This is a genomic window from Nonomuraea terrae (genome assembly GCF_044465245.1).
Taxonomy (GTDB): domain Bacteria; phylum Actinomycetota; class Actinomycetes; order Streptosporangiales; family Streptosporangiaceae; genus Nonomuraea; species Nonomuraea terrae.
The window spans coordinates 513,119-539,145 of sequence record NZ_JBITLL010000001.1; the positions used below are offsets into that span (position 1 = coordinate 513,119).

Below are 26,027 nucleotides of genomic sequence, written 5' to 3' on the forward strand. Positions count from 1 at the left end.
TCCTTCTTACGCCACGCCTCGGTCGGCGGCAGGCGCGGCGGTGGGCTCGGGCTGCGGGTGAGTGGGCTGACGGCGCCACTCCTTCAGGATGGTCTTGAGCACGCGGAAGCCGTCGCGGACGACGTGCAGGTTGCTCTCGCCGTGGATGCGGTTGCGCTCGTGGCTCGGCACCTCGTGCACCTTCAACCCGGCCTTGGCGGCACGCACGTTCATCAGCGTCTCGACCTCGAAGCCGTCACAGTCGAGGTTGAGCACGTCGAGGTGGCGGGCCCAGAAGGCGTTGTAGCCGTAGCACAGGTCGGTGTACTTGGTGTTGTACATGACGTTGACGATGCCGGTCAGGACCTTGTTGCCCAGACGCCGGTTGAGCGTCAGGTCGTCGCTGCCGCCACCCGAGGCGTAGCGCGAGCCCTTGACGAAGTCGGCGCCGGTCACCAGCGCGCCCACGAAGTTGATGATCTCGCGACCGTCGGTCGAGCCGTCGGCGTCGATCATCACGATGATGTCGCTGGTGCACGCGGCGAACCCGGCCGCCAGGGCGTCACCCTTGCCCTTGCCGGTCTGCGTCACCACCTTGACGTTGGGGCGCAGCCGCCTGGCCACGGCGACCGTGTCGTCGACGGAGTTGCCGTCGACGAGCACGATCTCGTCCACCCACTGCGGGATGGTGGCGAAGACGTGCGGCAGGTTCTCGGCCTCGTTCATCGCGGGCACGACCACGCTGACCGTCGGTGAGATGGCCAGATGCGGCGTCACCGGCGTGAAGCTCGACGGTGGCGGCATCGACCGCAAGGGGGGCGAGGTCTGGACCTTGCCGTTGTGCTTGGTGATCTCGGGACTCATGGCGAGGAGAATCCTTCCGGGACCCCGCGCTGCGCGCCGATGGACCGCTCCCGGGTGCTGGTGGGAGCGGCGCCGCCGGCGGACGGTGCATCGAAGGGTCCTGCTGTGAAGTGTGAGGGTGTATGTACTGTGCCGGGGGGTGAGTGAGGGGTTAGCTCGCTCCGGTCGGTTCTTTGACTACTCCGTTGGGTGACTCCTCCTGCTGCTGCATCGAGGTGCGCACCCGACCGAAGCCCTTGAGGACACGGTCGGCCGCTCTATAGAGAGACGGCCGATCCATGACAATTGTTCGGGCTTTGTTGAAAGGAGTTCGGCCGATCCAGTGGACCGCCGCGGTGGGCGACGGTCGTGAGATGCGGCCTTCGGCGACGTACAGGACCCCGCTCTTGAGCCAGTCTTTGTACTCCTTGCCGCCCTTGCCCATGTCCACCATGTGCAGGCCGGCCTTGGCGGCTGCCTCGGCCATCTGCAGGTGGTGGACGATGCCTGGCGAGTACCGGGCGAACTCGGTGTCGTATGCGGGGAACCACCCCACGAGCGTGGTAGCCGTACGGAGGCCGAAATGGCCGGCCACCGGTACGTCTCCGGCATAGAGCATGGTGAGGACTCCCGCGAAGTCGGGGGAGCTCTCCGCATGCATCATGTCCGTCAGCTCGACGATCCACGGCTGGGCGAATCTGTCCACCCGGCCGGTACGCCGGTACTGGTCGGACTTCCAGGCGAGGAGTGTGCGCAGCACCTCGGGATCGGCCGAGGCCCACTCGAGGCGCAGTTCGCCCTGCTCACGGCCGAACTTGCGCTCCTTGTAGCGCACCGTCTTGAGATTCTTCGGCGAGTTGGACTTGACCTGCTCCAGCCAGGCGTCGAACCCGGCGGTGAAGTCCATGACCGGCGCCGGCCGGACATCGGTCTCGTACGGCGCGAACGTCGGCTGCCCCGCCACGAGATGGTCGAAGTCGAACACGCTCAGCTTGCACGCGCGCAGCAGCGCCTTCGCGTCGAGCTTGAGCTCGGGGATCGAGATCAAACCGTGACACGTGGTGAGGAAGCCGCCGAGTGGCTTGCCGATGCCGAAACTGTGCCGTTCGTAGGGGAAGAAGCCCTGGATGCCGCTTCCGTCCGAGATGACGGCCACCCGCACGTAGTCGCGCAGACGGTCCATCGCCACGGCGAACTCGACCGACAGGAACGGGTTGTCCAGACTCGGGTCGGCCTTCTGCAACTCCCGCCAGCGGGCCCGCTCGGAGTCGCCGAGTTCTCCCGGCCGGACTACCTGGATGTTCACCTTGCCCTGGCCCCCTGTTCGGTCTGCATGCTCTTCCCCCGGTACAAGACCCGAAGCACGTACATGAACCCTCCGAGCACGGCGACCGTCGCGACCCCGGCTCGGGGCGACCACGCATCGAAGAGCAGCATGGCCTGAGCAAGGAGCACGTTGAGCACAAGACTTGCCGCCGCTCCCACTGATAGTGCGGCAAGGGGGTCACGATCACGCAACAGTCCCACCACTGCCGCTCCTGGAACGACCAGAAGGAACAGGGAGATGAGGAAGGGACGCAGTGGCGTCTCGATATCGAACAGCGCGACTACCGCACCTGCTATGCAGGCCAGCGCCACCAGCCAGGCGAGCGCTCTGCGGTGCTGTTTGAGCATCTCCTGTCTCTCTCTTCCTGCTCTTGCTGGTCGAAACGCAAGATTGATCGCCTGTTCATGGGACCAATCCGTGCCTGGACACGTCAATGCCGACGCTTGGCGACGCGCTCCGGTTTACCGGGAGGCAAAGATTTTTCGTGTGACGTTCAGCACACGGTCAAGTGAGCGCCGGTCCCGACGCGGTCCCCAAGCACACCAGAATGCCCTATGTGGCGGGGCATCTTCGAGTCAGGGTCCGATATATCCACGTTTGTCGGTTACAAACTCGATCTCCGTCGAGTTGGGGCTCCCTTTACCGGACCTCTGACAGGTCGTGTGATGCGGAACGGTCCAGAGCGCTTCCGGTGCCGATCTCCGCGTGGGCGCTGGGGGAGGCGGCCGGGTCGTCATCCGTCGGCGGCTCCTCCGTCGGCGGCTCCGGCACGTGGACGTCGGCGCCGGCCCAGGAGAGCGAGCAGGTCGCGGTGCCGCCGTTCGAGGTGAAGGCGACCCGGCCCGTGCCCGGCTCGGTCGGGTCCACCACCGTCACCCAGACCGTCGCCGAGCCGCCCGCCTTGACCGACCCGCTGGCGGGCTGCACGTCCAGGCCCTGCGAGGCCGTCGCGACCCAGGAGACCGAGGCGTTGCGGGCGCTCAGCGCGATCCGCTCCGCGCCGTCGATCCCGCGCGGGCAGGAGGCGGCGAGCCGGGCGCCGGGCGCGGCCCTGCGGCGGGTGGCGGTGGGCGCGGCGGCGGGCCGGGTCCTCGGCCGCGACGCGGCCGGCCGCCCGCTCGGCGCGGGGACGGGCGCGGCCGTCGGCGTACGGCGCGGGGCCGGCGTCGCGGACGGCGTGGACGAGGGCGACGGCGTCGGCTCCTCGTCCTCGATCACCGCCTCCGGCGTGCCGTCCTCCTCCCACGAGGGCGAGGCGGTGGGGACGGGGGCCAGCGTCAGCGCGGTGGAGTCGGAGGCGCCGCGGCCGTTGATCACGACCACGGCGCCCGTCGCCGCCACCAGGCACGCCCCCGCCAGCAGCACCGGAGCCAGACGGCGCGGCCGGCGACGGCGGGCGCGGCGTTCGACCACCACGGGGAACCCCGTGCGGTCGAAGTCGTCCCCGCGGTCGGTGATGAGGGTTCTGGTCTGGTCCAGCTCGGGGTTGACGCAGGTCTCGATCACCCGGCGGCGCAGCGAGATCCCCGGGTACGCGATCGGCACCAGGTCGAGCAGCCGCGCGGCCGAGACCTGGCGATGGCGTCCCTCGGTGCAGACCTCGCAGCCGCCGATGTGGCCCGACAACCGGCGGCGCAGCAGCGGCGTCAGCGGGCCCTCCCAGGAGTCGACCATCGCCGACAGGTCGGGGCAGTGCGCCCTGCCGGTCCTGGCCAGCAGCACCGCCGCGGCGGCGTTCTCCAGGTGGTCGCGGGCCCTGCCGAGCCTGGCCGCCGCCTGCCGGGAGGTCAGGCCGAGCACCGCGCCGACCTCCGCGGGGGTCAGGCCATGGCGTACCGACAGTTCGAGCACCTCGCGCTCGCCGTTCCTCAGCTCGCCGAGCGTCTCGTGCACCAGGTCGGCCAGCTCGGGGTCGTCGTGCTCGGACGGGTCGGGCAGCGGCAGGCCGGCCGCGGGGGTTGCGCCGCGGTGGGCGAGGCGGGCGCGCACCTGGAACCTGGTCAGCGCGTACAGCCAGGGGCGCAGCCGGGCCGGCTCCTTCAGCCGGTCCACGCATCCCTGCGCGGTGACCACCGCGTCGTGCACGGCGTCGGTGGCCAGGTCGCGTTCGGCGCAGAGCGAGAACGCGTAGTCGTACAGACGCTCGGCGTAGGCGTCGTAGAGCTTGGCGGGAGCATCGGTGACCGCGCGCCGCAGAGCCTCCGCCAGCTCCTGGTCGTCGGCACGGTCGACGGTCGGCCATCCGGGCACGGATTCCCTCCCCGCGGGTAGAACGGGCACTCAAGCCCCACGCGGAGAGGACGCGGCGTCAATTGTCCAGGTTCGCCCGCCATGCCCAACGGGCATGGTTCGTGCTCCTTGCGGCCGGTTCTGTCACCCGTCGCAGTTGGGCATGCAGATGCGGCGTTCCATGCCCTGCAGGAAGAAGTCGCGGACCTGCAGGACGTCGTCGGCGATGTACGCCTCGCCGCCCGCCGCCTTGGCCAGCGCGTCCATCTGCTGCTTGCCCTTGCGGGCCTCGGGCCCGAAGGCGATGAGCAGGATGCTGATCGGCCGCTTCGGGTTGTAGGTCTTCTTGAGGAACTGCAGCAGCTGGGCGTTGGTGACCCCGCCGTCGGGGTCGTCGTTGCCGGCGCCGTCCGTGAGGATCAGGAGCGTGTTGACCTTGTCCTCTTTGTAGGTCTTGGTCATCTCCGTGTACGCGGCCTTGATCGTGTCGTTCAGCCCGGTGTCGCCCGTGGCCTTGGCCTGGAGCGTGGCCAGGGTCTGCCCCATCAGGTCCTTGCGCAGCACGCCGTCGGTCGTCTCGGCCAGCGGGCCGACGGAGACGAGCTCCTTGTAGTCCCTGCCCTGCCCGTCGAGGTGCGTGGAGAACGACCACAGGCCGATGTCGGAGTCGGGCGGGAAGAGCGAGAGACCCTCGGTGGCGATCTTGTTGATGGCCTGCATGCGGGTCATGCCCGTGCCGGGCACCGGGAGTGCCATCGTGCCGGAGACATCGAGCAGGGCGAGCAGGCGGCTGCCGAGGTTCAGCCGGGACCAGGTCTGCACGACCCGGGTCACGGTCGCGCCGTCCGGCGGGTCGAGGGCCGCCGGGCTCTCCGGGTCGAAGCCCTTGGCCTTCGTCAGCACCTCGCCCGCCTTGCCCTCGTCGGTGCGGAAGCCCGCGGCCCGCAGGGCCTTCTTGGCGGACTCGGTGGCGAGGGCCTGCTTGAAGTCGGCGGCGGCCTTCAGCACGCCCGGGTCCTCGGTCAGGATGGTGACCGGGTAGTCGAGGCTGAGCGTGCCCTCCTTGGGATAGAGGGCGACCACCTGCGACTGCGGCTTCTCGGTGTTGTGGATGTAGATGGCCTGCTCGGAGCTGACGCCGATCGGCACCTTGCTGCCCGACTTCACCGTGAGGCTGGCCAGCAGCGCCGCCGGGTCGCTCGCGAGCTGGCCCGACAGCTCCTTCAGCGCCCCCACCAGCTCCTTGTCCTGGCCCGCCTCCCTCGCGGTGCCGGCCGCGGCCAGCAGCGCCGCCAGGCCCGCGGAGCTCTTCTGCGGGTCGAGGGCGAGCACGCGCACCTTCCTGCCGGGGCCGTCCACGTTGGCGACGTTCGCCGCGGAGATCATGGCGGACCAGCTCGGCTGCAGCGTGTCGGTCAGCCGCGAGGCGGCCGACTTGGCCGCCGCGAGCACCACGGGGGAGGTCGCGATCGACCCCTCCACCTGGGGCAGCTCCTCGCCCGCCGAGGTCGCGCGCATGCTCTCCATGAGCAGGCTGGAGTCGGCCACCCAGAAGTCGGCGGTGGCCTTGCCCGCGGCCACGGCGTTAGCCGTCCTGGCGGACTCCTCCTCGGCCACCGTCACCTCGACGCACTTGTCGTCGATCGAGTGCATGGCCTTGTTGTAGTCCGCGGCGATCTTGTTCAGCGCGGGCTGGATCTCGGGGGTCGCCACGACACGCAGCGGCAGCCTGCCGCCCGAGCAGTCGTGGTCGCGGTTGAAGATGACGAACGCGGCGACACCGAGCAGCACGGCCATGGCCACAGCGCCGGCCAACGGGACGAGCACCCGCCCGCGGCTGTTCTTCGTTCGTCTGCGGGGTGGCGGCTCGCTGGCTTGATATCCGCCGTCGAGATCGTCTGTGCGGTGTCGCCCCACGATGTCCTCTTAGGTTGCTCGAGACCTTCCGGAGACCCTAGCGGGAGAAGCTCCGCAATACTCCGGGAACGATACTCGGTGCGGTCTCTGTGGCAAAACCGCCGTTTTGGTGCGCCGATTACCTACTGTGGCGTCAATGACAACATGCGTGACCACGCCATGCCCGTGACCCCTCGCGTACGGCGACCACCGCCAGCACCACCGCGACCAGCGGATCCACCCACCACCAGCCCAGCGTGCCGAGCCAGAGCCCGGCCAGCACGCAGGCCGCCGTGGCCGCGCAGATGAGGTTCTGCGTGCCCTCGCCGGACGTGGACGGAGAGGCCAGCCGCGCACCCAGCCGCCGCTTGGCCAGACCCAGCGCCGGCATGCCGACGAGGCTCAGTGACGTCACCACGATCCCGAGCAGGTTCGGCTCCGCCCGGTGCCCCGCGTCCAGATCGTGCGCCACGTGCAGGACGAGATAGGGGGCCAGCAGCCAGAAACTCACCGCCACCGCGCGCCGGGCGGTGGTCTCGGCGCTCGGCGAGAGCGTACGCGCGCCGGTGAACCGCCACACCACGATCAGGCTGGCCGCCGCCTCCACCAGCGCCGCGAGCCCCCACCCGATCAGCGCCACCGAATGCGCGGCCAGTCCGGCGGCCAGGCCCAGCCCGCTCTCCACACCCAGCCAGACGAGCGTGACCAGCGAGAGCGTACGGGCGGCCCGTGCGGCCCGCAGCCATTCCGCTGACGCGGCCGGACGCTCCCGAATCCGCTGGTCAGGCACCATGAACCCCGAACCTCCGGCTATCCGGCCGTCGACAGCGCTACGTACCGTACCCGCTGCGCACCGTGACGCCGTCCGGCGGCGGCAAAGCATGGTCAAGATTCGCCGCGCATAATGATCGTCAGGGTCGTCGGGCACGGGGGAGGGCCATTGCCGTTCACACCCAGTCACATCGCCGCGGTGCTGCCGCTGATGGCGTCGCGGCGGGTGCGCAGGTTCGCCGACCCCTGGGCGCTGGCGCTCGGCGCGATGGCGCCGGACCTGCCGCTCTTCCTGCCGGCCCTGCCCGACTACACCGTCTGGCACTCCTGGCAGGGGGTGCTGACGCTCAATCCGCTCGCGGTCGTCGTCCTGCTGCCGTTCTTCCACGCCGTGCTGCGCGACCCGCTGATCGCGCTGCTGCCGCCCGCGCTGGCCGGCCGGGCCGCGCGGCTCGTTCCCGAGCGGCTCACCGGTGCCGCGCCCATGGCCGTCGGGGCCGTGATCGGGGCCGCCACCCACGTGCTGTGGGACTCCTTCACCCACCACACGGGAGTGATCGAGTGGGGCCCCTGGCTGTCGGCCTCCGTCTTCGGGATCGGTCTCTTCCGCCTGCCCCAGTACGCCTCGTCGGCGATCGGGCTGGCCGTGGTGGTCTGGTGGGCCTGGCACCGGCTGTCGCAAATGGAGGCGGTGCCCGTGCCGGAGCGCTTGCGCGTCTCGTCGTGCGCCCGCCGGCTCACCCTGGTGGCGGGCGCCGCCGGCTTCGTGACGGGCGGCCTGCTGTGGCCCCTCGTGGACGAGCCCAGCCCCGCACTCGGCCTGCCCAGCCTCACCACCAAGACCGGAATCGGCACGGTGATCGGGCTGTGCGCGGTCCTCGTCTGTTATGCGGCCGTCTGGCAGGTCAGGCGGCGCATGGCAGTATCGGAAGGTGCTTGAGTACGTCACCGACCCCGGCGACCCCCGTCTGTCCGACTACACCCGGCTGCGGGACGTCGAGCTGCGCAAGAGCCTCGAAGCCGAGCGCGGCCTGTTCCTCGCCGAGGGGGAGAAGGTGATCAGGCGGGCCGTCGGCGCCGGCTACCCGATCCGCTCTGTCCTCACCACGCGCCGCTGGCTGACCGCGCTGCAGGACGTCCTCGGCGACGCGACCGTCTACGTCGTGAGCGACGAGATCATGTCCGGCGTCGCCGGCTTCCCGGTCCACCGCGGCGCGCTCGCCTCCATGGAACGCCTGCCGCTCCCCTCGGTGGAGACCCTGCTCAAGGGCCTGAAGGGCGGCCCGCGCCGGCTGCTCGTGCTGGAGGACCTGGTCGACCACGCCAACGTCGGCGCGATCTTCCGCTCGGCCGCCGCGCTGGGCGTCGACGCCGTCGTCCTGTCGCCCCGCTGCGCCGACCCGCTCTACCGGCGGGCGGTCAAGGTCTCGATGGGCGCGGTCTTCTCCATCCCGTACGCGCGGATGGACGACTGGTTCCGCGGCCTGGCGCAGCTGCGCGAGGGCGGGTTCCGCACGCTTGCCCTGACCCCCGACCAGAGCGCCACCCCGCTGGAGGCCGCCGCCCGCTCCGAACGGGTCGCGCTGCTGCTCGGCGCGGAGGGCGACGGGCTGTCGTCCCACTGGCTGGAGGAGGCCGACGAGGCGGTGTGCATCCCGATGAGCGCCTCGGCCCTGGCGGCGGGCGTCGACTCGCTGAACGTGGTGGCCGCCGCGGCGATCGCCTGCCACGGCCTGATGAGGTCCACGGCTCCGGGAGCGTGAGTCAAGGCAGGTCGACCGGCTCGCTGACGAGGTCGGCCCCGGTCTCCCTGATGTGGCGTTCCAGCAGCGGCAGCTCCCTGGCCGTCGTGACCAGCGTGAGTTGCCAGGCGGGCTCGGCGCGGTGCGGCACCGGCACCTCGGAGATGTCGATCGAGGCGGCCAGGCCCGCGGTCAGGATGGCGTGCGCCAGCTCCGCCGCCCGCTCGTGGCCGTCGATCGTGGTGCGGACCTCGGTGAATTCCCCCATGGGGTGTGTCCTTCTGACAGAGGGGTAGAGCCTTCGCCCAAGGTGCGGAACCGGGCGAGGAGGTCGGACTTCACGGAGGAAAGCGTACATAGTTAGCGCCGTGGGTGTGTCCGTCCGTCCCCCGGGCGGGACCCCCCTGGAGAAGTTCCAGATACGCTCAGCACTACCTGTGGAACAGCTGAAGAAGTGGCCCGCTGAATGAGAGTGGGCCCGTAGCTGTGCTAGGACTTTACATAAGTCTGTTGCCGGTGCACTCGTCAAACCTCGGTACAGTCCAGGACATTCCGTGGGTGTCGGCAGTACCTCGTAGTGAAAGTGAGATCAGTTTTATGCGGGTGTTGGTCCTGGGCGGTGACGGCTATCTTGGCTGGCCGACGGCGCTCTACCTGTCACAGGCCGGTCATGATGTCGCGGTCGCCGACAACTTCGTGCGTCGCCAGTACGACTTCGAGCTCGGTGCGGACAGTCTGGTCCCGATCGAGTCACTGCAGGTCCGCGTCGAGACCTGGCGGCAGGTGACGGGGAAGTCGATCGAGACGTTCATCGGCGACCTCTGCGACGCGGAGTTCACGTACCAGATGATCAAGGACTTCCGTCCTGAGGCGGTGGTGCACTTCGCCGAGCAGCGTGCGGCGCCGTACTCGATGATCGACCGCAAGCACGCGGTCTACACGCAGGTCAACAACGTGGTCGGCACGCTCAACCTGCTGTACGCGATCAAGGAGATCGACCCGGACATCCACCTGGTCAAGCTCGGCACGATGGGCGAGTACGGCACGCCCAACATCGACATCGAAGAGGGCTGGCTGGAGCTGGAGTACAAGGGCCGCAAGGACCGGGTGCTCTACCCCAAGCGACCGGGCTCCTTCTACCACCTGTCCAAGGTGCACGACAGCCACAACATCGAGTTCGCCTGCCGGATCTGGGGGCTGCGCGCCACCGACCTCAACCAGGGCGTCGTCTACGGCCAGCAGACCGCCGAGACCGCGCTCGACGACCGCCTGGCCACCCGCTTCGACTACGACGCGGTCTTCGGCACGGTGCTCAACCGGTTCGTCATCCAGGCCGTGCTCGGCCACCCGCTGACGGTCTACGGCAGCGGCGGCCAGACCCGGGGCATCATCGACATCCGCGACACCGTCCGCTGCATCGAGCTGGCCTGCGACAACCCGGCCGACCCCGGCGAGTTCCGCGTGTTCAACCAGATGACCGAGTCGATGTCGGTGCTCGACATCGCCAACACGGTCGCCGAGGCCTTCCCCGGCACGGCGACCATCGACCACCTGGACAACCCGCGCGTCGAGTTCGAGAAGCACTACTACAACGTCACGCACACGGCGCTGGTGGAGCTCGGCCTCAAGCCGCACCTGCTGTCCGACACGCTGATCACCTCGCTGTTCGACATCGCCAAGCGCTACGGCGACCGGGCGAACCTGGAGGCCATGCGGCCCCGGGTCAACTGGCGCGGCGCCGGTGAGCGGCGGTGACGAGCGGCGGTGAGGGCGCCTTCGCCCGCGCCACCGGCCGCGAGGCGGAGGAGGGCGGGGCCGACAAGCCCCGCTACCGTCGCTACCAGTACGAGCTGATCTCGCCGTTCTGCGGGCCCAGCATGCTGGAGGTCGGCGCGGGGCTGGGCGAGTTCGCGGCGCAGTTCACCGACCGGCGGCGCCTCGTCGTGAGCGACGTCGACCCCGACGCCGTCGAGGTGATGAAGGCCCGTTTCGCCTCCCAGCCGAACGTGCAGGCCCTGCAGTTCGACCTCGGCGCGGGGGCGTGCCTGGACGACCCGGTCGACACCGTGGTCGCCATGAACGTCCTCGAGCACTTCGAGGACGACGCCGCGGTCCTGAGCCTGCTGTCCCGCTCGGTCCGCCCGGGCGGCACCGTCGTGCTGTGGGTGCCCGCCTACATGGCGCTGTACGGCGACTTCGACCGCAGGGTCGGCCACTTCCGCCGCTACACCCCCGCCACCATGCGCCAGGTCGCCCAGCGGGCCGGCCTGGAGGTGCTGGTCTCCCGCCCGGTCAACCTGCTCGGCGGCGTGGCGTGGTGGGCGGCGGTCCGCCTGGGGCGGGCCGGCACCCCCAAGGCCGGCGTGGTCGGCCTGTACGACCGCGTGATCGTCCCGGTGACCAAGGTCCTCGACCGCGTCCTGCCGATTCCCTTCGGGCAGTCGGTGCTGGGGGTCTTCCGGGTACCGCAGAGCGGGCATGCGCGGCGTGACTGATCTGCTGCGCCGTCTGCTGGGCCGGCTGCCACGCGTCTTCACGCGGTACACCACCGCGTCCGTGGCGGCCGGCGTGGCCAGCGAGGCAACCCTGCTGACGGCGTACGGCACCCATCTGCTCACGCCGGGACAGGCGTCCGCGGCGGGGTGGGCGAGCGGTGCGGTGCTGAACTTCGTGCTCAACCGGTGGTGGGTCTTCCGTCACCGGGAGCAGCCGAAGCCGGTGCGCGAGGTGCTGGGCTTCTGGCTGACCTCGCTGGCCGCCCTGGCGCTGTCGACCTGGGCTACCGGGGTCGCGGCGGGGCTGGCCGCGCCGCTGGACCACGGCCCCCGGGTGATCCTGGTGGGGGCCGTGTTCCTCGGCGTCTACGCGCTACTGTTCGTGGCGAAGTTCGCCCTGTTCCACTATTTCGTCTTCGCCGGCAAGTCGCGCTCGGAGACCGGCTCGGGCAGCGGCTCCGGCCGCCGCCGCTCTCGCCACCAGGTGCCGAGCACCACGCGCGAGTAGCGGTAGCCGTAGACCAGGTTGCCGCCCTTCTTGGTGCTCCCGGCGGTGCGCAGCCGCATCGTCGCGGGCACCTCGGCGACGCGGTAGCCGCGCGCGATCACGCCGATCAGCAGCTCCGACGACTGGTACTGCGGCTGGCGCAGCTCGACGGCACCCGTGACCTTGGCGCGCATCGCCCGCAGCCCGAACGACGTGTCGGTGACGCTCTGCCCGGTCAGCCGGCTGATCAGCCAGGCGAACACGTGGACCCCGGCGCGGCGCACCCGGTCGTAGGTCTCCTGGCGGCCCAGCACGCGCGAACCGGTCGCGAAGTCGGCCTCGCCCCGCAGCACCGGCGCCAGCACCCGCGGGATGTCGGCCGGGTCGTACTGGCCGTCGGCGTCGGTCGTCACGATGTAGTCGGCACCGCCGGCCCGCGCGATGCGGTAACCCAGCCGCAGCGCCGCGCCCTGGCCGCGGTTGACCGGGACGTCGCAGACCATCGCGCCCGCCTTGCGGGCGACCGCCGCGGTGTCGTCGGTGGCGCCGTCGACGACCACGATGGTCGTGCAGTCGTGTCCGTCGATCTGGGTCGGCAGCGACTTCACGACGTCGCCGATGCCGTCTTCCTCGTTGTAGGCGGCGATCACGATCGCGATCGGCGGCAGGTCCGCGCCGTGCTCGGCCGTGAACGCCGCCGAAGCGGCGGCGTCGATGTCCTGTTGCGTCGTCTCTGATGGGGTCATGTGTGTTCCTCGTCGCCCGAGAAGTCGGGCCATACTCCGGCCATTCCTGCGGTCAGGTCGTGTCGCGGCTCGTATCCGAGCGCCCTGGCCCGGGAGATGTCCAGGACGACCGCCGGCATCTCGCCCTGCTTCGCGGGCACGTGCTCGACGGGGATGGGCTGCCCGGTGACCTGCCGGGCCGCGTCGATGAGGTCGTTGACGCTCACCGAACGGCCGGAGCCGACCACCAGAGGCCCGGTGTGCCGCACCCGCCAGGCGAGCATAACGGCCTGGACGATGTCGTCGACGTGCACATAGTCGCGCAGTTGCATGCCGTCTCCGTACACCTGGACACCCGTGCCCGCGGCGGCCGCGCGCATCAGGCGCGGCACGAAGCTGTCCTTGTGCCGCATGCCGGGGCCGTAGACGTTGGCGAACCGCAGCCAGGCCGCGTGCATGCCGTACGACTGCGCGTACGCGCTCAGCAGCATCTCGCCCGCCGCCTTGGTCGCGCCGTACGGCGTGAGCGGCCGCAGCGGCAGATCCTCGCTGATCTGCGCCGTGCCGACGTCACCGGTGACCGCGTTGGTCGAGGCGAGGATGAAGGCGGGCACCTCCCGCTCACGCGCCAGCTCCAGCAGGTCGGCGGTCGCCTCGACGTTGAGCCGGTACGTGCCGGCCGGGTCGGAGACCGACTTCAGCACCGACGTCACCGCCGCCAGGTGCACCACCGCGTCGAGGCCGGGCGTGACGACCTTCTGTCTCACCTGCGGATCGCACAGGTCACCGACGACGCACTCCACCGCTTTGTCAGGGTGCTCCACCAGGTCGGCGACCACGACCTCGGCCCCGCCGGCCAGCAGGGCCGACACGAGACGCCTGCCGATGAATCCCGATCCTCCGGTGACGAGTACGCGGGTCCCGTCAAGCTCCGGCATTCGGCGTTTCCTTTCACTTAGGTCACAACCGACCTTACCGGCCTTGGCGGAGCCCTCGAACGCATGAGCCCGGCTGTCGCCGGCCGTGCGCGGAGTGCTTTCGCCGATCCCATAGGCTACTGGCCTCCGGCAACCGACCTCCGGCATGCGGCGGCCAGGCGACGAGGGGAGAGGCGTGAGTCCTGCTGTGGTGATGGGACCTCCGCTGGTGGTGGGCCTGGTGCTGGCGGTGATCGCCGGGCGCCGTGGATGGGCTCCCCCGCTGTGGGTGGCGCTCGCCGCCGGTGCCGTGCTGCGCCTCGCCGTCATGCTGACCGCCGCGAACGACACCGCGGTGCCGTACGACTTCGGCCACGACTTCGTCGACGCGGGCAATGCCGTGCTGAACGGCCAGAACCCCACCATGCACCTGCGCGAGGGCGGCTGGCACTTCCTGCCCTTTCTCGCGTACGTGCTGGCCGGCCAGCTGAGGCTGGGCGAGATCCTCGGCCTGTCGTGGGGGATCGCGGGGCGGATCGTGCCCGTCGTGGCCGACCTCGTGCTCATCCCGCTGATCGCCAAGCTCGCCGGAGCCGAGCGAGGCAACCTGCGCGCCTTCCAGTACGCGCTCATCCCGCTGGGCGTGATGGTGAGCGGCCTGCACGGCCAGTTCCCGCCGATCACGCTGCTGTTCGGCGTGGCCGCGCTGGTCTGCGCGCGCTCCCAGCGCGCCCACGCGGCGGGGCTGCTCATCGGGCTGTCGATCGCGTGCACCCACTGGTCGGTGCTCATCGTGCCGGGGGTCGTGCTGGCCGTGGCCGGGGTCCGGGGGCGGCTGACCGTGCTCGGCTGGACGGCCGGGGTGCCCGCGGCGGTCCTGCTGTCCGGCACGGTGTTCCTGGACACCTCGCTGAGCCAGCTGCCCGAGCTGGCGAAACGCATCATGTCGACCAGGCCGGTCGTGGGCGACTGGGGCTGGACGGCGCTCGCCACGGGCGGCGCCCAGACCGACTCCCCGATCCTGGGCCGGATCGGCATGATCGTGCTCGTCCTCGGCCTGGCCGCGGCGGCGTGGTGGTGGCGCCGGGCCGACCCGGTCGACCTCACCCTCGTGCTGCTGCTCGTCTTCCTCATCGTGACCCACCGGCTCGGCGCTCAATACCTGCTGTGGCCGGTCCCCTTCCTGCTCGCCCGGCCGACCCGCGGCGCATGGCCCGCGATCACTCTGGCCAGCCTGTGGGCCGCGTTCGGCTACCTGCGCCTGTACGAGGTCATCGGCATGGGTTATTGGGCTGCCCACACGTGGTGGGCCTACTCCTCCTTCATCGTCATCGCCTTCCTCATCCGCGCACTGCCCTGGGACCGCCGGGTCGCCGCCGGCCAGGTCACCACGAAAGCGACCGCCTCGAAGGACGCCGTGCCGGCCGTCGAATGATGCTGCAGAATGTGAGCGACCGATGACGTAGCGCTGTCCGGGGGCTCCCATGCACACGGCCTGGCTGATCGCCGCCTGGATGGTCGCCGCCCTTCCTGCCGCAGGCCCCGCACCTCATCCCCATGCCCGGGTGACGGCGGTCCTCGCTCCCGCCACTCCTCCATCCCATCCCCAGGTCGGCGGGTCGTCGGCCGGTGGGGTGCCCGTTCGGGAGGGGGCTCGTGCGCGGGTTCCGGTGCTGGCGTGTGAGGTCGCAACGCCGTCGGTGCGCCCGTTGGGCTTCACGCCTCCGGTGCGGCTCGTGCCCGGTCGGGTCGCTGTCCGGGGCAATTTCGAGCTCACCGGTTGTGCCTCGTCCCGCCGGTCGGCGGCGTCGCCGCGTTCCGGCTGGGCGGTGCTGAGGGCCACCGCGCAGGCGTCGTGCACCAGCGTTCGGCAGGTGCGGGGCAGCGTCCTCGTCACCTGGTTCGACGTGACCGGCCGTCCGGCGGGCACCTCGCAGGTACGTCTGCGCGCCGACCGCCTGGTCGCCCGCCATCCGGCCGACGCGTTGCTCGACGGCGCGGTCACGGCGGGACGGCTGTCCGGCGCGCGTGTGCGCGGCGTCCTCGCCGCTCCCGCCACCCTTCTCGGCTGCGCCACCCACGGCACCGCCGCCCTCCACGGCACGGGCCGGGTCACGTTCGGCTGACCGCCTTCGCCGGCACGGGCCGGGCACGTTCGGCTGACCGCCGCCACGGGCCGCGTGAGGGGCGCGCTTCGGGTCAGCTGAACGCGATCCGGTCGCCGGCGTAGTCGAGGAGGCGTTCGGCCGTGCTGAAGCGGCGTTCGTCCTGGTCGCCCAGGAGCACGCCCACCACCTCCCGGCCGTTGCGCTCACCCGCGAACAGCAGGCAGTAGCCGGCCGCCCGGGTGAAGCCCGTCTTGACGCCCAGCACGTCCTCGGCCCGGGTGAGCAGTTTGTTGGTGTTGTGCCAGACGTGCGCCCGATGCACGGCCGTCTTGGCCACCCGGTGCGCCGACTTGCCGACGACGGTCCTGAACACGCTGCCGCGCATCGCGTGCTGGGCCAGTCTGGCCTGGTCCGCGGCCGTGGAGTAGCCGCCGTCGGCGGGTGTCGGCATGCCGTCGGCGTTGGTGTAGCGGGTGTCGGAGAGCCCGAGCGCGCGGGCGGCCCGGTTCATCTTGGCCACGAACGCCGTCTTGCCGGGCCCGTAGTGCCGGGCCAGGACGTTCGCGGCGTCGGCCCCCGACGGCAGCATCAGGGCGTACAGCAGGTCCCTGACGGTGAAGCGCTCGCCGGCGCGCAGACCGGCGGTGGCGGCGCCGCCGCGGGCGGCGTACCTGACGTCGATCGCGTCGACCCTGATGACGTCGCTCAGCTGCGCCTCGCTGAGCACGACGTACGCGGTCATGACCTTGGCCAGGCTGGCCACCGGCATGCGCTTCGTGTGCCGTTTGCCGTAGTGGACCGTTCCCGCGGAGTCGATGACGTACGCGGACTTCGCCCCGACACGCGGGGCCTCCACGGCGGCGACGGCAGGGGACGAGAACCCCACAAGTACGGCGACCACGACAGAGCTGATGAAACCCCCAATACGCATGACAATCATGGTGACAGGCGATCAAGGTTTCGTTTGCTTAATTCAGCTATGAGTCGCTATCAGACGGGGGTAAATCATTCATAGATCCGATATGGCGGGGGACAGTCATGGCAGGAAAATTCATCATTAGTGAGGATGAACAGGGCGGATACCGTTTCGCTCTCGTCGCGAACAACGGGCAGACGCTCGCCGTCGGAAGCGGCTTCCCGTCCAAGATGGCATGCGTGAACGGCATCGAGACCGTACGCAGGAACGCTCCCGAGGCCGTGATCGAGGACCTGAGCGCGAGCAAACGCTAGGAGACCGGCACCTGCTCCTCGGCCGCGCGCCTCCTGCGCCGGCGGCGTACCGAGAGCCAGGCCACGACGGCGACGACCGCGACGGCCACGGCTCCGGCCGCCAACGGCGAGCGCGCGGCCAGCTCCAGCCAGCCCCACACGACCGCCGTCATGCCGAACCACCACATCGGCGCCCAGGTCAGGCAGCCCAGCGCGCTGGCCACGACGTACCAGGGATAGGAGACGCGCAGCGCCCCGGCGACCCACGGGAGCGTGTGGCGGAGCATGGGCACCCAGAAGCAGCCGTAGACGGCCAGCGCGCCCCACTTCTCGACGACCTGCTCGATCTTCGCGATCCGCTCGCGGCCCAGCCTGACGCCGACGCGGGACTCGTAGAGACGTTCGCCGAGCCTGCGGCCGACCCAGTAGTAGACCTGGAAAGCCGCGAACAACGCCAGGATCAGGATGGCGCCGACCAGCCAGTAGGGCAGCCCCAGCCAGAACGGATCGGTGGGGGCGGGGACGGCGAACGTCGCGAGCCGCATGCTGCTCATCCCCCCTTATCCTTAGGTCAGCCTTACCTTAGTCAAAAGTGGATGTTTGTGCTACAACCACCTGCAACCGGCCGACAAGTAGTACTCAACCTCTCCGCCTCACTCTAAGTGGGAGCAGGAAGAGGTGGTGACCATGCCGACCAGAAGCGCGGCCGTCCTGACCGGCACGGCGGGCGCCGCCCGGATGTTCGTCGCGGCCCTGGCCTTCACCAGCGCGTACGTCGGCTTCTCCGCCTACGGCGCCGCCGGCACCCGGCCCGAGCCGATCACCCTGTCGGCCCGGGAGCTGCCCGCCACCGCCCCCGCCACCGGGGCCGCCACCGCCACCGCCACCGCCACCGAGGCTCCCACCGCCAAGGCCGGCGAGATCATCGTGAGCGTCGTGGCCGGCGACGGCTGCGCCCGCTCGTACGCGGCCCACAGCCTCCTCGTCAACCCCGAGCCCGGCCAGAGCCTGCGCTACGGCTGGCGGCTCGCCCGCTGGAGCCCCGGCACCGAGACCTGGCGGACGTACCTGCGCGGCCACGACGGCTTCGTCGGCGCCGAGCGCACGGCCGAGTGGCGCGCCGAGATCACCGGCAACGCCGGGTGGTACCGCGTCGAACTGACCGCCGGCCGGGGCAAGGCCGTCACGAGCGAGCGTTTCCAGGTGAGCTGCTGACCGACTGCCTGGCCGCCTCGACCCAGCGCGGCACGCCCACCCGCTCGGCCACCTCCAGGGCCTTCTCGTAATGCTCGCGCGCCGCCTCGGGCTGGCCCAGGCGGACCGCCAGGTCGCCGAGGGTCAGCGCCACCGGCCACAGCGCGACCACGCCGGTGCCGGCGCCCGCCACCCGGTCGGCGAACGGCTTGAGCTTGTCGTAGCAGTCGACCATCCGCTCGCGGTCGTCGAGCAGCATGCCGGCCAGCGCCCGCCAGGTCATCGCCAGCTCGTACAGGAAGTCGGGCCGCACCGGGGGACGGGTGGCGGCCACCGCCTTGGCGTCGTTGACGTGGCCCGCCGAGGCCAGCGCCAGCGCGTACGCGTCGAGCGTCCACTTCGCGCCGCGCAGGTGTTTCTCGGCCAGCAGATCGACCGTCTCGGCCGCCCGCCCCGCCACCAGGTGCAGGCAGAACGTCGTGATCAGCGGCAGGTCCTGGCGGCCCTCCAGCATGCCGGCCCGCGCCGTCATGCGGGCCGCCTCGCGGTAGGCCCGCTCGGCGCCCTCGTAGTCGCCGGCGATCATCAGCCGCTGACCCGAGTACCACACCACGACCGCGGCGGGCGCCGACAGGTCGTACTGCTTGGCCAGGCTGTGGGCCGCCGCGGCGTGCTCGTCGGCCACCGCGAACTCGCCCCTGGCCGCCGCGCACTCCAGCAGCACCAGGTGGGCCAGCGCCTGGGTGGCCATCTGGCCCGAACGCTGGGCGACCTCCAGCAGCTCCCGGCCGATGCTCTCGCGCGAGTCGACCGCCGGGATGTCGTACGACTGCCGCAGCCGCCCGCTCAGCGCCGCCGCGATCAGCGCCGGGTCGCCGCTCTGCCGGGCCAGCTCCAGCGCCTCCAGCGACGCCTGCCGCCCGCGCTCGGGCGAGGAGGAGCCCTCCAGCTCCAGCGCCAGCGTGGTGAGCAGGCTCGCCCGCAGCCGCTGCTCGCCCGGCGGCAGCTCCATGAGCGCCTTCTCGGTGACGTCGACGATCTCCCACGCCGTACGGGTGAAGTCGCGGGCCATGCCCTTGTGCGGCACGGCCAGCGACGCCGCCACCTTCGCGGTGATCTCCAGGTCGCCCAGCGGCAGCGCGGCGTCCATCGCCTGGCGGCGCAGCAGCCGGGCCGCATGCATGTCGCCGCACAGCGCGAGCGCCCGGATCTGGCGCAGCATCAGCCGCAGCCGCTCCTTGGCGCGCTCCGGCAGGTCGCCCCGCTCGTCGCCGCGGGACCGGTCGAACGCGGCGATGGCCTGCTCCCACAGCATGGCCGCCTCGCGGTGGGCGAAGCGCCGCTCGGCCTGCTCGGCCGCCAGACCCGCGTAGTGGACCGCCTTGCCGGCCGCGTCGGCCAGGTAGTAGTGGTGGGCCAGGGCCGCCACGTCGGACGGCGCCCGCTGCTCGATGACCGCCGCCACTGCCGCGTGCAGCCGGGTGCGGCGCAGCCGGGAGGCGTCGGAGTAGATGGTGTCGCGCACCAGGTCGTGGTCGAACCTGAGCAGCCCGGGCCCCGGCTCGGTCACCAGCCCGGCCAGCAGCGCCGCCTCGACGGCCTCGATCACCGCGTCCTCGTCGCCGGCGACCGCGATCAACACGTCGAGATCGACGTCGCGGCCGATCACCGCCGCCTGCAGCAGGATCTGCTGGGCGCCCGACGGCAGCCGTGAGATGCGCCGCCGCAGCACGTCACGCACCCCGGAGGGCACCTGCGAGAGCACCTCGGTGGCGCTGGCCCGGTCGGCCGCGCCCTCGGAGTCGAGCAGCCGCACGGTCTCGCGGACGAAGAACGGGTTGCCGCCGGTGCGCTCGACGATCGACTCGACCGCGTCCTCGTCGATCTCGCGGACGCAGGTGGCCTTGACCAGCTCGGCCACCGCCTTCGGGTCGAGCCCCGACAGGCCCACGCGGACGGGGCCGAGCCGGGCCAGGGCGGCCAGCACGTCGGACTGGCGGTCGTCGAGCTCGCTCTCCCGGCACGTCACCACGAGCAGCACCCGGCTGGTCGCCAGCAGGCTCGGCAGCGCGCGCAGCAAGGCCAGCGTCTGGTCGTCGGCCCAGTGCAGGTCTTCGAGCGTCAGCAGCACGGGGCCGCGCCGCGCCACCCCCGCGAGGTAGCCGCCGACCGCGCGGTGCAGGCGGAAGCCGCCGGAGACCTCGTCCTCGTCGGGATCGGGGGCGGCGTCGTCGAGCAGCGGCGCGAGCAGCTGGGCGTATTCGCCGGCGCCCGTCATGCCGACGAGCGTGCGCAGGATCTCGACCCACGCCCAGCCGGGCGGGGTGGCGCTGGAGTCGGGGCAGGCGCCCGAGGCGGTGGTCCAGCCGTCGGCGGCCAGCCGGCTCTCCAGCTGGCGCAGCAGCGTGGTCTTGCCCGCGCCGGCCACACCGGTCACGACGGCGACCTGGAACCGTCCGGTACGGGAGGCCGCGGTGGTCAGCCGGGCCAGCTCGGCGTCACGGCCGACGAACGGCTCCGGCTCCAGCGGCGGCGGCTCGACGGGCTGGGCCGGCCGGGGCGGCCAGGTGTCGGTGACCGGCGCCGCGGCCCTCGGGGCGCGCGCCGGCGGCGCCAGGTCGAGCTCGGGCGACTGGGCCAGGATGTCGGATTCGAGCTTGCGCAGCGCGGGCCCCGGGTCGATGCCCAGCTCGTCGGCGAGGATCGTCCGGGCCCGGCGCAGCGCGGCCAGCGCGTCGCCCTGGCGGCCGCAGCGGTAGAGGCCGAGCGCCAGCAGCCGCCAGCCCTCCTCGCGCAGCGGGTGCTCGGTGGTGAGCGCCTCCAGGTCGGGCACGGTCTCGGCGTGCATGCCGAGCCGCAGGCCGGTGTCGGCGTGGCGGTCGCGGGCCACCAGGCGCAGCTCGGTGAGCCGGTTGACCTCGGCCTCGGCCCACGCCTGGTCGGCGAAGTCGGAGTAGGGGGTGCCGCGCCACAGGCCGAGGGCCTTCTCCAGGCGGGCGCGGGCGGACTGCGGGTCGCCCTCCTCCAGATGCTCGCCCGCGGCGCGTACGAGCTGCTCGAACCGGAGGGCGTCGACCTGGTCGGGGGCCACGCGCAGCGCGTAGCCGGAGGCGACCGTCACCAGCAGCCGGTTGGGGCCGCCGCGCGGGCGGCCGGGCTCCAGCACCCTGCGCAGGCGCGAGATGTAGACCTGCAGGCCCGACTGCGCGCCCTTGGCCGCGTCGTCGTCCCACAGATCGTAAAGAAGCGTGTCAACAGGAACGACCTGGCCTCTGGCCACGAGAAGCCGGGCGAGGACGGCCCGCTGCCGCAGACCGCCGAGGTCGAGTTCGTCGTCGTGTTCGTACGCCTCGACTGGCCCCAGAACTCGGAACGCCACCATGTCAGCCGCCACGCTATGCGCGCCCGGGAACCACGCACAAGGCCCGGGGTTCACTAACACGCGATGGGTTCGGGATTATCACGGAGAAGCCTTCGATATCGCGGATGGGGGCTCCGCGCCGGCGTTCCGGCCGTTGCGCCTGCGCAGCAGTGCCCAAGCGCCCAGTGCCAGGCCGCCGAACGGGATCTCGACAGTGTAAGTCCAGAATCCGAAGATCAGTGCGGTGGCCGTCGCCGGTGCGACCGGCACGCCGAACGCCGTGGTCAGCAGCAGCACCACGCCGCCCTCCATGATCCCCGCGCCGCTCGGCGTGATCAGTGCGCTGGTGAGCACACGCGACAGCGCGAAGACGGCGATCGACTGCGCGAGGCCGGGCCAGGCGCCGGTGGCGTGCATGGAGACCGCCATGATCGCCCACTGGAAGCCCAGGAAGAACAGCATGCCGAGCGAGAGCCCCGGCCACCGGGTGTGCACCAGGCCGGCCGTGTCGGCGCGCAGCCGGTGGAACGCCTCGGAGGCGTGCAGCCTCAGCCGCAGCAGCCGGGTGACCGCGTCGAGAACGCGCCCGAGCACGACGGCGGCCCGTTCCCAGTAGAGCGCGACCGCCACGATCGCGCACAGCACGAGGATGGAGATCGCGCCCGTCCAGCCCGCGTTGGCGACGGTGGAGTCGGGTACCTCGCCCGCCAGGAGCAGCGCGATGATGCCGACCGCCGGCAGGACGAACCTGAACAACGTGTTCCAGATGCCGCTGACCAGCGTCATGACCACGAACGCCCGGCTGCCGAAGCCCCAGCCCTTGGTCATCGCGAACGACAGCGCCACCCCGAGCGCGCCGCCGAACGGCAGCAGGTTGCTCACCGCGCTGCCCGCCGCGTTGAGCGTCAGGCCCTGCAGGTTGCTCAGCCCGGGCAGGGAGTTGGTCAGCACGAACGAGTACGCCAGCAGGCTCAGCAGCCACAGCGCGGCCATGAGGGCGATCTCGCCGGCGTCGAGCCTGCCGAAGACCGCGCCGATCTCGTGCCAGGAGACCGGCTTGCCGGTGAGGGCGCGCACGATCTGCGGCAGGTAGACCACGAGCAGCACGGCGAGCCCGAGCGACAGCACGGACAGGGTGATCTGGAGCCACTTGTTCTTCATCGTGGGTCCAGTTTGCCGTGCGGCGGGTGCCGGACCGTCGTCCGGAGGGATTACTTCGGCCACCCGTCGAAGGGATGACCGAGGCGGGCGCCGGGCGGCAGGTCACGGCGGACGTACCACTCGGTGCCGAAGACGAGGCGGTAGAGCGGGCGCGGGACCTTCAGCATGACGGCGAGGGTGCGGTCGCTGTCGCCGCCGCTGGCCTGGGAGGCGTGCGCGGCCATGGAGGCGCGCTTCTGTCTCGTATATCTCCGGACGTTCACCCGGTGCGTGATCGTCTCGCCCGGCGAGTACGCGCTCTCGAACGTGCGTACGTCGAACTCCGGCGGGAACCGGTAGAAGCGGCCGGCCAGCCTCAGCAGCCGGACCAGCGGGTCGCGGTTGACCGTCGCCTCCAGCACGATCCCGGTGCCCGCGATCTTCGCCGCCCGCCTGCCCACGCGGTGGACCTGCACATGGTCGGGATGCCCGTAGCCGCCCGCCGGGTCGTAGATGGTCAGCAGGTCGGCCTTCTCCTCCAGCAGGATCTCGGCGAGGGCCTTGGCGGCCGCTTCCGTGTCGGCGTCGATGAAGGCGTTGTCGGGCCGCTCGTCGGCGACCCCGCCCTTGGGGCTCAGCCCCGAGTCGCCGTAGCCGAGGCACTCGACGCGGGCGCACCCGAGCAGCGCGGCCGAGGTGTAGAGCTCCTTGAGCCTGGTCTCGCCGAGGGCCTCGCCCGGCTCCATCTCGGCCAGGCCGCGCTCGCCCGCGGTGGCGACCACGAGGACCACGCGGTGTCCCTCGGCCGCGAGCTTCGCCATGGTGCCCGCCGTCAGCAGGGCCTCGTCGTCGGGGTGGGCATGGAAGAACACAGCGGTACGTGGAGGCACAGGCCCAGATTAGTCTGGGAGGGGTGCGGATCTTTCACGTGAGTGACTGTTACCTGCCACGACTCGGGGGGATCGAGGTCCAGGTGGCCGATCTCGTGCGCATGCAGCGCGCGGCCGGGCACGAGGTGTCGGTGGCCACGGCGACCCGGGGGGAGCCGATCGAGGGCGTGCGCCGCATCGTCGCGCGGATGCCGTTCGACCTGCCGGTGCATCCGTTCGGTGTAGGTCATCTGACGCGCTGGATCACCTCGTCGCGTCCCGACGTGGTGCACGTCCACACGGGGGCGGTCTCGCCGTTCGCGTGGATGGGCGTGCGGGCGGCGTTCCGTGCGGGGGTGCCGTGCGTGGTGACGGTGCACAGCATGTGGGATCCGGGCACGCGGGCGCTCTACCGGCTGCTGCGGCTGGCGTACGGCTGGCAGCGGTGGCGGTTGGTGGCGACCACGGTGAGCAACGCCGCCGCGGCGCCGATCAGGGCGGTGGCGGGGCCGACGGTGCCGGTGCGGGTGGTGTCCAACGGGCTCGACCTGTCGGGCTGGGCGCCGCCGCCGGGGCCGCCCGACCGGCGCGCGGAGGTGCACATCGTCGCGGTGGGCCGGCTGGCGCCGCGCAAGCAGCCCGTACGGCTGCTGCGGCTGCTGCGGACGGCCCGCGCCCGGGTGCCGGCCCGCATCCCGATGCGGGCGACGATCGTCGGCGACGGCCCGGCGCGCGGGCAGATGGAGCGTTATCTGGCCCGGCACGGCATGGCCGACTGGGTGTCGCTGCCCGGCCGCTACACCCGTGAGCAGATCGCGAAGGTGCTGGAGTCGGCCGACGTGTTCGTGGCGCCCGCGCCACGTGAGTCGTTCGGGATCGCGGCGCTGGAGGCGCGGGCGGCTGGCCTGCCCGTGGTGGCCAGGGCGCAGAGCGGGGTCGCCGACTTCGTCACGAACGGCACGGAGGGGCTGCTCGGCCGTTCGCTGGACGATCTCGCGCGGGCGGTGGCGCGGCTGTGCTCCGACGCGGAGTTGCGCGCCTCGATCGCCGCGCACAACCGCGCGACACCGCCCACCGCCGGGGCGTGGCCCACGGTCCTGGAGGGCTTCGGCCGGGCGTACCGCCAGGCCCGGGACAGACACGCGCCCTCGCCCCGCGCCACGTGACGGCGGGTGTCACGCGGTGAGCGGAGGCCCGTGTCTCGTGACGGCGGATGTCAGGCGGTAGCGCAGGTCTCGTGACGGTCGCGTGTCACTCGCGGTGCAGGACCACGTAGCCGTCGCGTTCGAACTTCTTCACGTAGCCCCCGGCGAGCAGTTCCACGACCTCGGCGGCCTGTTCGTCGAGCGAGCCGAACGGGAACTCCCAGCGGGCCACGTCGGCCACCACCCACGGCGAGCCGTGCGGCGCGCCGCTCCACAGGAGCACGGTGGCCTTCGAGGTGAGCGCCGGCCCGATCGAGTTGGCGGCCTCCACCGTCACGCCCGGCGGCACCGCGGCGGCGGCCTCGGCCGCGGCGGTCGCCTTGGACTCGCGGTAGAAGTCGGCGTGGTGAAGCCGATCGAACGCGAACCGAGGCACCAGCGTGAGCGCGACCACGCAGACGGCCACCGCCCAGGCGAGCGTGAGCGAGGCGTCGCCGGAGCGCCGGGTCCGGCGCAGCAGCCGGGCCAGCCCGTCCACGCCCGCGCAGAACAGGATCACCACGGTGAACGCGCTGTACTGGAAGTCGGCCTGCCACCACTGCTCACGGTCGGCCAGCATGCGTACGAGCACGTGCGGCGCGGCCGCCAGCGACAGCGGCGAGAGCAGGCAGAGCAGCAGTGTCGGCCACACCAGCAGGAACAGCGTGTCGATCTTGGCCTCGGCCCCGAGCAGCAGCTGCACGGCGCCGATCGGGTCGCTCACCAGCGCCAGGAGCGCGCTGGGGGCGTCGGGGCCGAGGTGTTCGTAGGCCCAGAAGTCCTTGGTGTCGCCGCCGAAGTACAGGATCAGCCCGCCGCGGACGAGCAGCACCGTGCCGAGCCCCAACGTCATGACCAGCAGGCCGCGCTGCCGGTCGCCGATGACGACGAGGCACAGCCCGAAGCCGATCACGATCAGCCCCATGTCCTCCTTGACCAGCAGGAGCCCGATCGCGGCGAGGAGCGCCGGCGTGGCGCGGCCGGCGTGGTAGCGCTCGATCATGATCGCGGTGAGCAGTGGGACGAACATGACCTCGTGCGCGTCGAACGCGGCGGCCTGCGCGATCGGCCACGACAGCGCGTACGCGAGGCCGACGAGGTAGGCGGGCGTGACGCCCAGCACCCGGCGGGTGAACCGCCACAGGAACGGGATCGCCGCGGCGAACAGCGCGGCCTGCGCGAGGATCAGCGTCGCGGGCCCGTCGTGGATCCAGTAGAGCGGCGCGAGCAGCGCGTAGACGGGGGAGAAGTGGTCGGCGAGCTGCAGGTAGTCGGTGCCCCGCCCGTGGAAGGCGCCGACCACGGGCACGTACGGCGGACGGAAGGCCGCGTAGTTGCGCACCGCCTGGTCCACGATCACCAGGTCGAACGTGGTGGCGCGGAAGGTGGCCAGCCTGACCAGGCCGAGCGCGGAACAGGCCACCGCGGCGAGCAGCGTGATCGCGCCCACGCCCGCGCGGTGGCCGGTCAGCTTGATCCGCCGGAGGGAGGGCGCGGCGCGGCCCCCCGGCCGCACCGCCGGCGTCTCACCCGTCACGGTGATCAACCCTA

At 71.5% G+C, this 26,027-nt stretch carries 25 protein-coding genes; 10 read left to right on the forward strand and 15 right to left on the reverse strand.

Annotated features, from left to right (window positions below; translation table 11 throughout):
- Positions 1 to 6: 6 nt before the first annotated feature.
- The 6 genes from ACIBP6_RS02465 to ACIBP6_RS02490 all read right to left on the reverse strand — a co-directional run bounded on the left by ACIBP6_RS02465 (position 7) and on the right by ACIBP6_RS02490 (position 7,067).
- The gene (locus ACIBP6_RS02465) at positions 7 to 843 is read right to left on the reverse strand and encodes a glycosyltransferase family 2 protein (RefSeq protein ID WP_397047988.1); all 837 of its coding nucleotides are present in this window, start codon (positions 841 to 843) and stop codon (positions 7 to 9) included.
- 151 nt (positions 844 to 994) lie between these two features.
- Positions 995 to 2,128 carry a GNAT family N-acetyltransferase gene (locus tag ACIBP6_RS02470; RefSeq protein ID WP_397047990.1) on the reverse strand — a complete coding sequence of 378 codons (1,134 nt, stop codon included), beginning with the start codon at positions 2,126 to 2,128 and terminating at the stop codon, positions 995 to 997.
- On the reverse strand, positions 2,125 to 2,496 hold the full coding sequence (locus ACIBP6_RS02475; RefSeq protein WP_397047992.1) for a hypothetical protein: 372 nt from the start codon (positions 2,494 to 2,496) through the stop codon (positions 2,125 to 2,127). Before ACIBP6_RS02475 ends, ACIBP6_RS02470 begins: the two co-directional genes overlap by 4 nt.
- A gap of 292 nt (positions 2,497 to 2,788) precedes the next feature.
- Positions 2,789 to 4,399 carry a sigma-70 family RNA polymerase sigma factor gene (locus ACIBP6_RS02480; protein WP_397047994.1) on the reverse strand — a complete coding sequence of 537 codons (1,611 nt, stop codon included), beginning with the start codon at positions 4,397 to 4,399 and terminating at the stop codon, positions 2,789 to 2,791.
- Between the two features lie 123 nt (positions 4,400 to 4,522).
- Complete coding sequence (locus tag ACIBP6_RS02485; protein WP_397047996.1) at positions 4,523 to 6,205, reverse strand: substrate-binding domain-containing protein; 1,683 nt, start codon at positions 6,203 to 6,205, stop codon at positions 4,523 to 4,525.
- A gap of 223 nt (positions 6,206 to 6,428) precedes the next feature.
- The gene (locus tag ACIBP6_RS02490; RefSeq protein WP_397047998.1) at positions 6,429 to 7,067 is read right to left on the reverse strand and encodes a cation transporter; all 639 of its coding nucleotides are present in this window, start codon (positions 7,065 to 7,067) and stop codon (positions 6,429 to 6,431) included.
- A 147-nt stretch (positions 7,068 to 7,214) separates the two neighbouring features.
- Here ACIBP6_RS02490 and ACIBP6_RS02495 point away from each other — a divergent pair, with 147 nt between their 5' ends.
- Together ACIBP6_RS02495 and ACIBP6_RS02500 are read left to right on the forward strand one after the other, a co-directional pair.
- Complete coding sequence (locus ACIBP6_RS02495; RefSeq protein ID WP_397048000.1) at positions 7,215 to 7,985, forward strand: DUF4184 family protein; 771 nt, start codon at positions 7,215 to 7,217, stop codon at positions 7,983 to 7,985.
- The gene (locus ACIBP6_RS02500) at positions 7,978 to 8,808 is read left to right on the forward strand and encodes a TrmH family RNA methyltransferase (protein ID WP_397048002.1); all 831 of its coding nucleotides are present in this window, start codon (positions 7,978 to 7,980) and stop codon (positions 8,806 to 8,808) included. Before ACIBP6_RS02495 ends, ACIBP6_RS02500 begins: the two co-directional genes overlap by 8 nt.
- Position 8,809: 1 nt before the next feature.
- Here ACIBP6_RS02500 and ACIBP6_RS02505 read toward each other — a convergent pair whose 3' ends face one another.
- Positions 8,810 to 9,055, reverse strand: a complete 246-nt coding sequence (locus ACIBP6_RS02505) for a hypothetical protein (RefSeq protein ID WP_397048003.1) — start codon at positions 9,053 to 9,055, stop codon at positions 8,810 to 8,812.
- 329 nt (positions 9,056 to 9,384) lie between these two features.
- On the opposite strand from ACIBP6_RS02505, the gene ACIBP6_RS02510 reads away from it, so the two are divergent.
- The 3 genes from ACIBP6_RS02510 to ACIBP6_RS02520 are packed head-to-tail and all read left to right on the forward strand — an operon-like array spanning position 9,385 to position 11,790.
- The gene (locus ACIBP6_RS02510) at positions 9,385 to 10,542 is read left to right on the forward strand and encodes an NAD-dependent epimerase/dehydratase family protein (protein WP_397048005.1); all 1,158 of its coding nucleotides are present in this window, start codon (positions 9,385 to 9,387) and stop codon (positions 10,540 to 10,542) included.
- A complete protein-coding gene (locus ACIBP6_RS02515; protein ID WP_397048007.1) occupies positions 10,539 to 11,282 on the forward strand; it encodes a class I SAM-dependent methyltransferase in 744 nt (247 codons plus the stop codon). The genes ACIBP6_RS02510 and ACIBP6_RS02515 overlap by 4 nt, the downstream gene beginning before the upstream one ends.
- Positions 11,275 to 11,790, forward strand: a complete 516-nt coding sequence (locus tag ACIBP6_RS02520) for a GtrA family protein (protein WP_397048009.1) — start codon at positions 11,275 to 11,277, stop codon at positions 11,788 to 11,790. Before ACIBP6_RS02515 ends, ACIBP6_RS02520 begins: the two co-directional genes overlap by 8 nt.
- Here ACIBP6_RS02520 and ACIBP6_RS02525 read toward each other — a convergent pair.
- Together ACIBP6_RS02525 and ACIBP6_RS02530 are read right to left on the reverse strand one after the other, a co-directional pair.
- Positions 11,688 to 12,515, reverse strand: a complete 828-nt coding sequence (locus ACIBP6_RS02525; protein WP_397048011.1) for a glycosyltransferase family 2 protein — start codon at positions 12,513 to 12,515, stop codon at positions 11,688 to 11,690. The genes ACIBP6_RS02520 and ACIBP6_RS02525 overlap by 103 nt on opposite strands.
- The gene (locus tag ACIBP6_RS02530) at positions 12,512 to 13,432 is read right to left on the reverse strand and encodes an NAD-dependent epimerase/dehydratase family protein (protein ID WP_397048013.1); all 921 of its coding nucleotides are present in this window, start codon (positions 13,430 to 13,432) and stop codon (positions 12,512 to 12,514) included. The genes ACIBP6_RS02525 and ACIBP6_RS02530 overlap by 4 nt, the downstream gene beginning before the upstream one ends.
- 175 nt (positions 13,433 to 13,607) lie before the next feature.
- Here ACIBP6_RS02530 and ACIBP6_RS02535 point away from each other — a divergent pair, with 175 nt between their 5' ends.
- A complete protein-coding gene (locus tag ACIBP6_RS02535) occupies positions 13,608 to 14,846 on the forward strand; it encodes a hypothetical protein (RefSeq protein ID WP_397048015.1) in 1,239 nt (412 codons plus the stop codon).
- A gap of 439 nt (positions 14,847 to 15,285) precedes the next feature.
- Complete coding sequence (locus tag ACIBP6_RS02540) at positions 15,286 to 15,537, forward strand: hypothetical protein (protein ID WP_397048016.1); 252 nt, start codon at positions 15,286 to 15,288, stop codon at positions 15,535 to 15,537.
- Between the two features lie 73 nt (positions 15,538 to 15,610).
- On the opposite strand, the gene ACIBP6_RS02545 is transcribed toward ACIBP6_RS02540, so the two are convergent.
- The gene (locus tag ACIBP6_RS02545; protein ID WP_397048018.1) at positions 15,611 to 16,450 is read right to left on the reverse strand and encodes a D-alanyl-D-alanine carboxypeptidase family protein; all 840 of its coding nucleotides are present in this window, start codon (positions 16,448 to 16,450) and stop codon (positions 15,611 to 15,613) included.
- Positions 16,451 to 16,557: 107 nt separating this feature from the next.
- Here ACIBP6_RS02545 and ACIBP6_RS02550 point away from each other — a divergent pair, with 107 nt between their 5' ends.
- The gene (locus ACIBP6_RS02550) at positions 16,558 to 16,749 is read left to right on the forward strand and encodes a YegP family protein (RefSeq protein WP_397048020.1); all 192 of its coding nucleotides are present in this window, start codon (positions 16,558 to 16,560) and stop codon (positions 16,747 to 16,749) included.
- On the opposite strand, the gene ACIBP6_RS02555 is transcribed toward ACIBP6_RS02550, so the two are convergent.
- Entirely contained in the window at positions 16,746 to 17,282 is a 537-nt protein-coding gene (locus ACIBP6_RS02555) for a DedA family protein (protein ID WP_397048022.1), read from the reverse strand. The genes ACIBP6_RS02550 and ACIBP6_RS02555 overlap by 4 nt on opposite strands.
- A gap of 133 nt (positions 17,283 to 17,415) precedes the next feature.
- On the opposite strand from ACIBP6_RS02555, the gene ACIBP6_RS02560 reads away from it, so the two are divergent.
- Entirely contained in the window at positions 17,416 to 17,943 is a 528-nt protein-coding gene (locus tag ACIBP6_RS02560; RefSeq protein ID WP_397048023.1) for a hypothetical protein, read from the forward strand.
- Here the strand turns inward: ACIBP6_RS02560 and ACIBP6_RS02565 are convergent.
- The 3 genes from ACIBP6_RS02565 to ACIBP6_RS02575 all read right to left on the reverse strand — a co-directional run bounded on the left by ACIBP6_RS02565 (position 17,912) and on the right by ACIBP6_RS02575 (position 23,313).
- Positions 17,912 to 21,304: a BTAD domain-containing putative transcriptional regulator gene (locus ACIBP6_RS02565; protein WP_132613454.1), complete on the reverse strand. Its 3,393-nt coding sequence runs from the start codon at positions 21,302 to 21,304 to the stop codon at positions 17,912 to 17,914. The two genes, ACIBP6_RS02560 and ACIBP6_RS02565, sit on opposite strands and share 32 nt — an antisense overlap.
- Before the next feature lie 78 nt (positions 21,305 to 21,382).
- The gene (locus tag ACIBP6_RS02570; protein WP_397048026.1) at positions 21,383 to 22,444 is read right to left on the reverse strand and encodes a lysylphosphatidylglycerol synthase domain-containing protein; all 1,062 of its coding nucleotides are present in this window, start codon (positions 22,442 to 22,444) and stop codon (positions 21,383 to 21,385) included.
- A 50-nt stretch (positions 22,445 to 22,494) separates the two neighbouring features.
- Positions 22,495 to 23,313, reverse strand: coding sequence for a PIG-L deacetylase family protein (locus ACIBP6_RS02575; RefSeq protein ID WP_397048028.1), 819 nt, complete (start codon positions 23,311 to 23,313; stop codon positions 22,495 to 22,497).
- A 38-nt stretch (positions 23,314 to 23,351) separates the two neighbouring features.
- On the opposite strand from ACIBP6_RS02575, the gene ACIBP6_RS02580 reads away from it, so the two are divergent.
- Positions 23,352 to 24,458, forward strand: a complete 1,107-nt coding sequence (locus ACIBP6_RS02580) for a glycosyltransferase (protein ID WP_397048029.1) — start codon at positions 23,352 to 23,354, stop codon at positions 24,456 to 24,458.
- A gap of 85 nt (positions 24,459 to 24,543) precedes the next feature.
- On the opposite strand, the gene ACIBP6_RS02585 is transcribed toward ACIBP6_RS02580, so the two are convergent.
- Positions 24,544 to 26,013: a DUF2079 domain-containing protein gene (locus tag ACIBP6_RS02585; RefSeq protein WP_397048030.1), complete on the reverse strand. Its 1,470-nt coding sequence runs from the start codon at positions 26,011 to 26,013 to the stop codon at positions 24,544 to 24,546.
- Positions 26,014 to 26,027 lie beyond the last annotated feature (14 nt).